The organism is Methanospirillum stamsii (genome assembly GCF_003173335.1).
In the GTDB taxonomy this organism is placed as follows: domain Archaea; phylum Halobacteriota; class Methanomicrobia; order Methanomicrobiales; family Methanospirillaceae; genus Methanospirillum; species Methanospirillum stamsii.
The window spans coordinates 24,926-32,830 of sequence record NZ_QGMZ01000009.1 but is presented as its reverse complement, the minus strand read 5'-3'; the positions used below and the strand labels follow the sequence as shown (position 1 = coordinate 32,830).

The 7,905-nt window shown below is 40.7% G+C and carries 8 protein-coding genes; 3 read left to right on the top strand and 5 right to left on the bottom strand.

Annotated elements, in window-relative coordinates:
- Positions 1 to 132: 132 nt before the first annotated feature.
- On the bottom strand, positions 133 to 501 hold the full coding sequence (locus tag DLD82_RS04195; RefSeq protein ID WP_109939858.1) for a hypothetical protein: 369 nt from the start codon (positions 499 to 501) through the stop codon (positions 133 to 135).
- A gap of 181 nt (positions 502 to 682) precedes the next feature.
- On the opposite strand from DLD82_RS04195, the gene DLD82_RS04190 reads away from it, so the two are divergent.
- Positions 683 to 895, top strand: a complete 213-nt coding sequence (locus DLD82_RS04190; RefSeq protein ID WP_109939857.1) for a DUF5683 domain-containing protein — start codon at positions 683 to 685, stop codon at positions 893 to 895.
- A 68-nt stretch (positions 896 to 963) separates the two neighbouring features.
- On the opposite strand, the gene DLD82_RS04185 is transcribed toward DLD82_RS04190, so the two are convergent.
- Positions 964 to 1,128 (bottom strand): rubredoxin, encoded by a 165-nt coding sequence (locus DLD82_RS04185; RefSeq protein WP_109939860.1) that lies wholly within the window; start codon positions 1,126 to 1,128, stop codon positions 964 to 966.
- Positions 1,129 to 1,300: 172 nt separating this feature from the next.
- Here DLD82_RS04185 and DLD82_RS04180 point away from each other — a divergent pair, with 172 nt between their 5' ends.
- Positions 1,301 to 3,163 carry a tetratricopeptide repeat protein gene (locus DLD82_RS04180; protein WP_181391245.1) on the top strand — a complete coding sequence of 621 codons (1,863 nt, stop codon included), beginning with the start codon at positions 1,301 to 1,303 and terminating at the stop codon, positions 3,161 to 3,163.
- 28 nt (positions 3,164 to 3,191) lie between these two features.
- On the opposite strand, the gene DLD82_RS04175 is transcribed toward DLD82_RS04180, so the two are convergent.
- Positions 3,192 to 3,917, bottom strand: coding sequence for a 3'-5' exonuclease (locus DLD82_RS04175; RefSeq protein ID WP_109939855.1), 726 nt, complete (start codon positions 3,915 to 3,917; stop codon positions 3,192 to 3,194).
- Positions 3,918 to 4,031: 114 nt separating this feature from the next.
- Here DLD82_RS04175 and DLD82_RS04170 point away from each other — a divergent pair, with 114 nt between their 5' ends.
- The gene (locus DLD82_RS04170) at positions 4,032 to 4,886 is read left to right on the top strand and encodes a tetratricopeptide repeat protein (RefSeq protein ID WP_109939854.1); all 855 of its coding nucleotides are present in this window, start codon (positions 4,032 to 4,034) and stop codon (positions 4,884 to 4,886) included.
- A 3-nt stretch (positions 4,887 to 4,889) separates the two neighbouring features.
- Here the strand turns inward: DLD82_RS04170 and DLD82_RS04165 are convergent, their stop codons facing one another.
- Positions 4,890 to 5,147 carry a hypothetical protein gene (locus DLD82_RS04165; RefSeq protein WP_109939853.1) on the bottom strand — a complete coding sequence of 86 codons (258 nt, stop codon included), beginning with the start codon at positions 5,145 to 5,147 and terminating at the stop codon, positions 4,890 to 4,892.
- Between the two features lie 70 nt (positions 5,148 to 5,217).
- A complete protein-coding gene (locus DLD82_RS04160) occupies positions 5,218 to 7,728 on the bottom strand; it encodes a methyl-accepting chemotaxis protein (RefSeq protein ID WP_109939852.1) in 2,511 nt (836 codons plus the stop codon).
- Positions 7,729 to 7,905: the final 177 nt, after the last annotated feature.

Here is a 7,905-nt window from a genome sequence, read left to right as displayed (position 1 = left end):
ATCTAGGTCACAGTTCAGCCTTCGATGGCAATTCAAGGGTTAGTTTTTTTAACGGATTTGAAACCCAAAAAGAAAACAACCTTCACTACCCAGATTAATATTGGGAGACTGGAGGTTACAGTTTTTCATGAGTTAAGCATGAGGCGGAGCCTCATGGGTGTTTTTATAAATGAGGGATTGATATCGTGCATGATTATCTGGTGAGATGCAGGGATCTTTTAGCTTTTCATTTAATAAATCAATTTTTTCCTGTATCAGACCCGGGCTTTCATAAGTTTTAACCCGTTTTAATAAATCTTCAAACGATATTTTTCTTTTATCCTCAGGAGTATCTGGATCGCCACAGATTGCCTTTAAATCGTTGATTTCTTTCTCAATAATTCTTGATTTTTCAAGTTTCTGTTTCAGTGAGAATATTTCTTTCTGAATTTTTTCTGCACATTGGATATACCCTTTTAATTCATTTATTTCATCTTCAATTTTCTCCGGCGGATTAAACATGGATAACCACCTATGAGATACTACAGTATATCAATTCATAAAACTATCTAAAAGATTCAGGTACTACCTTGCCGTAATAGTCCGAAAGAGAAGAATCCATCTTACGAAATATTTGTACCAAAAAACGAACAGGCCATATTGGTAAGAAAAAATAAATACTCTCGAATAAAATTAGATCCGCATGGCATCACCTTTGATTGCAGTAATTCTCTCATTTTTCATCCCAGGTCTTGGCCAGTTCTATACAGGCCAGCTCGTAAAAGCAATTATCCTATTTGTTGCGGCGGTGATTTTCGGTGCACTTTCAACCATATTAATAGGAATTCCATTCTACCTGATCGTCTGGATTTATAGCATGTTTGATGCGTATTCTAAGGCGAAGGAATCAAATTAAAAATTTTTTTTCTGGAATAATAACCGGAATTATTTCATTCTCCGGATATTTGATTATCCTGATACAGATTACCCGACTACTTCAATGAATTTATCTTTCGGAGTCTGGCATTGGGGACAAACCCAGGAGGGATCGAATGATGCAAATGGAGTATTTGGTGGGATGCCCAGTTTTTCATTTCCAACTGCTTCATTATACATAAACCCGCATCGTGAACAATACCACTTTGACATAACATGAATTGGAATATTCAGGTACATATATCCTTGTATGAAATGAATTTTGTATAGATTATTCAAACACCAGTATTAAACATTTATTAATTTTAAAGAATAATTACCATTCATGGGTTTTACTCCAGTATACCTTCATATATGTAAAAAATCTAAAATTTTCCGAATATGCTTGCATCTGATATTATGTTTCCTTTTTTGCATTATACCGATAATCTCCTGCTCTGATGCAGAACTCCTGGAGAATGCAGAGCTTTTTGCGGATCTCTTATTACAGCAGGAAAAATTTGAAGAGGCACTGCCGGTTTTCGAGTTAGTTCTGCAAAATAACCAGACAAATGCATCGTCATGGGTAGGAATAGGTGATACATTATATGGATTACAGAGGTTCGAAGATGCTATTCAGGCATATGATACCGCTATTTCTTTGTCATCAGATAAACCGGATATCCTGAAAAAGAAGGGAGATGCATTCAGTCATCTATTAAAATTCAACGAGGCACTTACAACGTATAGTGCGGCCATTGATTTGAACCAGACTGCGCCTGAATACTGGAAAGCCAGGGGAGATGTTCTGCAGAATTTGCAAAGATTCGAAGAAGCGATTCAGTCATATGATACAGCTCTAAAATTAAACCAGGACGACCCGGACATATGGAAAGGGAAGGGAGATGCATTAGAAAAATTAGAGAAATTTGAAGAATCTTTGCAGATCTATGAACATGCCATAACACTAAAGCCTGATGATCCGAATTTGTGGAAAGCCAAGGGAAATGCTTTGCTGAATTTAGAAAAATTCGAAGAAGCAATATTTGTATGTGATAAGGCAATCGGAATAAACCCTACCGATGCAGACATCTGGAAACAGAAGGGGGATGCATTATGCAGCCTGGAAAAATTTAAGGAGGCATTATATGCCTATGACGAGGCCATTGAGATAAACCCGGATAATTCTGAATTGTGGAAACAGAAAGGGACTGCCTTAGAAAACCTTCAGGAATATGGTAAGGTGATTGATACATATAACAAAGTTATCGAAATTAACCCTGAAGACTACAATTTCTGGACTCGAAAAGGAGACATTCTTCTTTCGAACCAGGATTACCAGGCAGCACTGGCAGCATACGAAGAGGCAATCAGAATTAATCCAGACAATGCAGAGTCCTGGAGCAGGAAAGGAGATGCACTTTCCGGACTTATGGAGTATGACTCGGCGATGGATGCATATGACATGGCTATCGGGATGGATCTTGATGAACCACGATTCTGGATGAGTAAAGGAGATCTCCTGCAAATATTACAAAAATATGAAGATGCCACTAACGCATACGATAAAGCAATCACACTTAATCCCGGGGATGCCAGATTATGGAAGAAGAAAGGGGATGCACTACTCGGACAACAAAAAGGAGAAAAAGCACTTTTTGCATATGGTCAGGCCATCATCATAAATCCTGATGAACCGGAGTTCTGGAAAGCTAAGGGAGATGCACTCCTCACACTTGGGAAAAAAACCGAAGCAAAAATTGCATATGGAATCGCAATTGGTAAAAACCCGGACAATGCACAATTCTGGAGCAGCATCGGGGATGTTTACCAGGAATTATGTGAACAGGAGAGTGCTCTTGATGCATATGAGCAGGCATTAAAATTAGGTGCCAATGATCCGGACTTATGGAAAAAGAAGGGGGATACACATTATGGACTGCAACAATTTGATAACGCAATTGATGCATACAAAACAGCCATTTCTATGAATTCACTGGAACCTGAGTACTGGAAAGCAAAAGGAAATGTTTACCTGACCCTTGAGAACTATGATGAAGCGGTAAAAGCATATGACAAAGCAATTGAAATAAACCTGGATGAAGCAGAGATCTGGATACGAAAAGGAGATGCACTATCCGGATTACAAAAATTTGAAGATGCAATTACCGCCTACAAAGAAGCACTTGAACGGGACCCGGATAACATATCCGGGGTATCGGGTATAAAAAATGCTTCTGATGCATTAGCAGTGAATGAGACCGGATAGTAAAAAGGGTTTGGATTTTGTCATCCGGTCATTTTTTTATTGCTTTTTTCTTTTTGGGTATCTTATCAGGTTCGGAATTATTTTCTTCAATTAACATCCCTCGTCGCAAAAGCTCAAAATAACATTTTGCGCAGGCCCGGACATCTGCCTGTGCATCATGGGCTCCTTCGAACGAACAGGAGAAGAGGGTTTGGTGGAGTTCCATGAGTTTTGGCCACTTGTTCCCTTTTCTTCCGGAGGGATATGGAATTTTGCAAAAATCTGCACTTTTTTTCATCGTGCAAAAATATGTAGGATTAAAAATGTGAGCATCCTGACCATTACGGACATACTCAGCTGCAATAACCCCACGGTCAAATTCAATATTATGTCCGATAATAAGTTCCGCCTGAACAAGAACTCCCGTAAACCGGGAGAGAACATCCAAAAGTGGTAAACCCTCTTTCCTAGCCCGTTCAGTTGTTATCCCATGTATCATCGCAACAAGTCCGGGGATTTCATACCCATCCGGGTAGATAATGTGGCTTTGTTCGTCCAGGACGGTTTCATCCTCGTCACACAGCATCCATGCGATCTGTACCATTCGTGGCCAGAGTTCCGGATTCGTGATTGGATTCGCCTTCCTCTTAGGAAGCCCAGTTGTTTCAGTATCTAAAAAGAGGTATTTCAAAACAGCACCAGAATATTGTATCAGGTTTGAACATAATGTGATTTCAACAATTCTGTAACTCCTGACCATTATAGCAGATGACATAATATTCCTATTGCATTACTTTTCTTTCATAATGAGCACAAAAATTCACGAATATTCAACCAAATGGTATGAGGATTCTTAATAAGGAGAAATGGTGAAGTAATTCGAGTTAATATGGGATTAATTAACTTACGAAAAACCAAAACAGAAAGCCTGGAAAGTGATCTTGAAGATGACATCAATGAATTCAATCAACTGTTTGACAATATTGATTTTAACGAGATAGATTCAAGAAATATCGAAGATGAAAAATTTTATGGAGATGACATGGAAAATAATGTCCCTGTACATACAACCATTCAACCAAAACAGGGGGATGAAAGTTCCAACAAACCAGAAGATACAATAACAGAACCCTTATCAATTGACTTTTCACCCGAACCTATCCGGAAAACCGTGAAAGAACCGGAAATTCACAAAAAAAGACCCGCTATTTCAGGTACAGCAAAAACACAGACAACAATCAGGAGCCCTATCCACGAGAGCATTAGTAATCCGGACACCCTGAAATCAGAGTATGCACCGGAGAGATTCCAGGAAATCAAGGGTAAAGAAGATACACCATTTACTGAATATGCTAAGGTTTTTGAACAGGATACAAATCTTGCTACCGTATGGTATAATAAAGGAGTTATCTTAAGCAGAATCGGAAAACACGAAAAAGCCATCTCTGCATTTGAACAATCACTCCTACTCTCTCCCGGATACATCCGTGCCTGGAATAACAAAGGGGTAGCCCTCAGCAGAGCCGGAAGATATGAAGAAGCTTTAGAAGCATATGAACAAGCATTACTACTTGACGCCGGACACGTAAGTGCATGGAATAACAAGGGAGTTGCTCTCAGCAAACTTGGCAGATATACTGAGGCAATTGACGCTTATGAACAGGCATTACAAATATCTCCAACCTACCCTGAAGGACACCATAATGAGAAAACGGTGAGAACACGAAGAGCAATAAAAGCGTAAATATTAGTTATTCCGGAAAAATAAAATGATTTTTAGTTTTGTCATTTTCCCGATGAATAGCAATACCATGATGTTTTTTAGAAATGAAAATATCTTATTGGATTCATCCCACCCTTTGTCGAACTGGTTAATTGTGCAATCGATATAATTCACACTTCTTTCAATCTCATCAAAGGCATCCGGACATTCTCTTTCTGTTAAAGCCAGGATTACCATCAGCGGGTTTCTTATCCCGCTGTTGAAGATTGACAATTCAGCCATTATTTTTGTATCTGATCGATTGCAGTAGTACTTTCTTGTTCTTGTGTTCGTCGTTTGGTTATATCCCGGATTATATTGTAAATTTATCAATTTCTCTTTGTAATATCGTGATAACCCCGTTCACATTCTCAACAACCCGCTGAATCTGGTCGACTGCAGCAGACGATTCTTCAGAAATTGCAGCATTTGAAACGGCGTTCTCTGCGGTGGTTTTTATCATCTGATGGACCTCGTTGATACTTGCCGTGATTTCTTCAACTGAAGCAGCCTGTTCTTCTGATGCAGCAGCGACTTCACTGATGTTCTGAGCTACATCGGAGAGCATCACCACAATTTTCTGGAAGATATCCAGTGTCTTTAACACATCGGTATACCCCTCAGAGACTTCATTTTGTGCCTTACTCATGATATCCGTGGCCCGGGCTGATTCACGGCTGAGGGTATTAATCATCTGTTCTATCTTTTCAGCGGATTGATGACTCTCCGTGGCAAGTTCTTTTACTTCATCAGCAACGACAGCAAAACCTCTTCCTGCTTCTCCAGCTCTTGCCGCTTCTATTGCTGCATTAAGGGCAAGCAGATTTGTTTCATCAGAAATCGAAGTGATAATAGCAATAACACTTGTTATCTGCTCCATCTGGTCCTTTATACTATTGATAAGAGTTCCGATATCTGAAGTTGCAGATTTGATGCCTTCCATTCCTTCCCCTGCTTTCTTTGCAAGGGTCTGCCCTTCATTACTGAGTTGATTTCCTTCAGCTGCAAGACGGGAGACCTGATCGGTCTTCATTGAGATGTCAGATACCACAACCGAGAGATCTTCCATAGCTTTCAGTACCTGACTGGTTCCATCACTTCCCCGGTCCGCATTATGTGATACCGCTTCAGCATTCGTTGCGACCTCAACCGCTCCCCGGGCAACCTCATTTGCAGATGCCTGTGCCTCTTCTGCACTTGCAGTCAGTTCAGACATCTTATCAGTTATCGTCCGGAGCGTCCCTGAAACCTGTATGCCGATTTCATCCATGGCATCCCTGAACCTGACAAAATCACCCTGCACAGTCACTTCCGGATTAAAACGAGCTTTGAAGTTATTCCGGGCATATTCACCGGCTAGCCGCATACCCTCGTTCAATGGATCCATCACGGCATCAAGTGTGGAATTGACACCTTCGACTATCCGGGCATACTCACCCTGGAATAAAGAAGAATCTCCCCGGATGGAGAGGTTTCCTACCGATGCATTATCTGAAAGCCGGGTCATAGTCGAGGTTACATCAGCGATGGATGATACCATCTGTATCATGGACTGGCCAAGAACATCCTTGTCTCCGGCTACAGGAACTGTTATATCAAGATTTCCCCGGGCAATTTCTGCTGCAGAACTTGCTTTATCTTTCAGCCCCTGCCTCATATTCCGGAATGCATCTGCCAGTTTTCCAATCTCATCTTTCTGATTGATACCGATGTGGGTTTCCAGGTCACCCACAGAAATAGCCTGTGAAACACCGGTTATATGAATAATTGGTTGTGCAATTGAACGGGCTACGAAATATAACACTCCCATACCAATCAGGGAGATGATAAGACCAATTACTATTAGGGTAAAGGTCTGGGCTGTTGCTTCTGCTGTAACAACACTTTTCGGAGCAAAAACCACAACCGCCCAGGGTGTTTCAGAGTCTCCTATCGAGATAGGAACAATAGAACCAAGGTGGGTTCCATCATCAAATGTATTTGTTTCTCCGGAGGAGATTACCTTAGTTATGAGTCCGGGATCTAAATTAAACTCTGGAGCAACCTCATCCAGGGGTTTTCCTGCAACATCAAGGTCACCTGTTGCACCAGCGATAAGACCACCATTACTTACAACCAGAAGTTTTCCATTCCCGTCATAAATGTCGAGAGAATCCGCAATCTCTTCAATGTCCTGTATCGCAACATCCACAGCGACAATGCCATTAAATTGTCCATCCCGGATAATTGGTGTCACCAGTGATGCCATCAGGACCGGATCTCCCTGCATGGTCTCAATGTACGGATCAATGACCGATCCTTTCAAGGTCTTTTTGGGTACATCATAGTAACTGCCGGGATCTGAACTGGTTTCATCATAGATTTTCCGGACCATAGAACCGGATGCATCCCGGTACCAGTAAATCCGGAGTCGCCCGGTCTTGTCATATCCGTCCTTTAACTTATATTCTTCATCTCTCCCATCAAACACACCTGGTTCCCATATGGTATATACTCCATTGTAAAGAGGACGGTCGGCAAGAACACCCTCTATCATCGGGACAACCTGAGACCGGGGAAAATTTGTATTTGTCTTTCTGACTCCCTCTAAAAGGGCTGCAACAGCTGAAGAGGTTGTATATGGTTCATCAAGAATTGCAGAAACACGGGCACTTTCATGTTCTGCAAGACTTTGAAGCCCCTCTTCAGCAGAGATTACAGCGGTAGAATTCAGCGTGTATGCCGCATACCCGATAATCCCTATCGCTACCAATAATAAGGCTATTCCTCCAAAAAAGAGAATTTTGTGTTTGATTGATGTAAATTCCATCCGGGCAAAATTCATGAGATATCACATCCTACAGGCATTATCAATATAAATATCACGAAATTATCTGTCAGTTCTCATCATCCAAAGAATACGAACTGATGATTATCGTTAAAATCAGTTATAGTTAATGGCAAAAATTTTTTAAGATGAAGGGTTCAAAAACACATTATAATTAATTTAATAAAGAAATAT

Coding starts and splice junctions, on each gene's coding strand:
- DLD82_RS04175 (WP_109939855.1), bottom strand. CDS start 3,917: ATGTCATCTGCTATAATGGTCAGGAGTTACAGAATTGTTGAAATCACA.
- DLD82_RS04160 (WP_109939852.1), bottom strand. CDS start 7,728: ATGAATTTTGCCCGGATGGAATTTACATCAATCAAACACAAAATTCTC.
- DLD82_RS04185 (WP_109939860.1), bottom strand. CDS start 1,128: ATGTCAAAGTGGTATTGTTCACGATGCGGGTTTATGTATAATGAAGCA.
- DLD82_RS04190 (WP_109939857.1), top strand. CDS start 683: ATGGCATCACCTTTGATTGCAGTAATTCTCTCATTTTTCATCCCAGGT.
- DLD82_RS04195 (WP_109939858.1), bottom strand. CDS start 501: ATGTTTAATCCGCCGGAGAAAATTGAAGATGAAATAAATGAATTAAAA.
- DLD82_RS04170 (WP_109939854.1), top strand. CDS start 4,032: ATGGGATTAATTAACTTACGAAAAACCAAAACAGAAAGCCTGGAAAGT.
- DLD82_RS04165 (WP_109939853.1), bottom strand. CDS start 5,147: ATGGCTGAATTGTCAATCTTCAACAGCGGGATAAGAAACCCGCTGATG.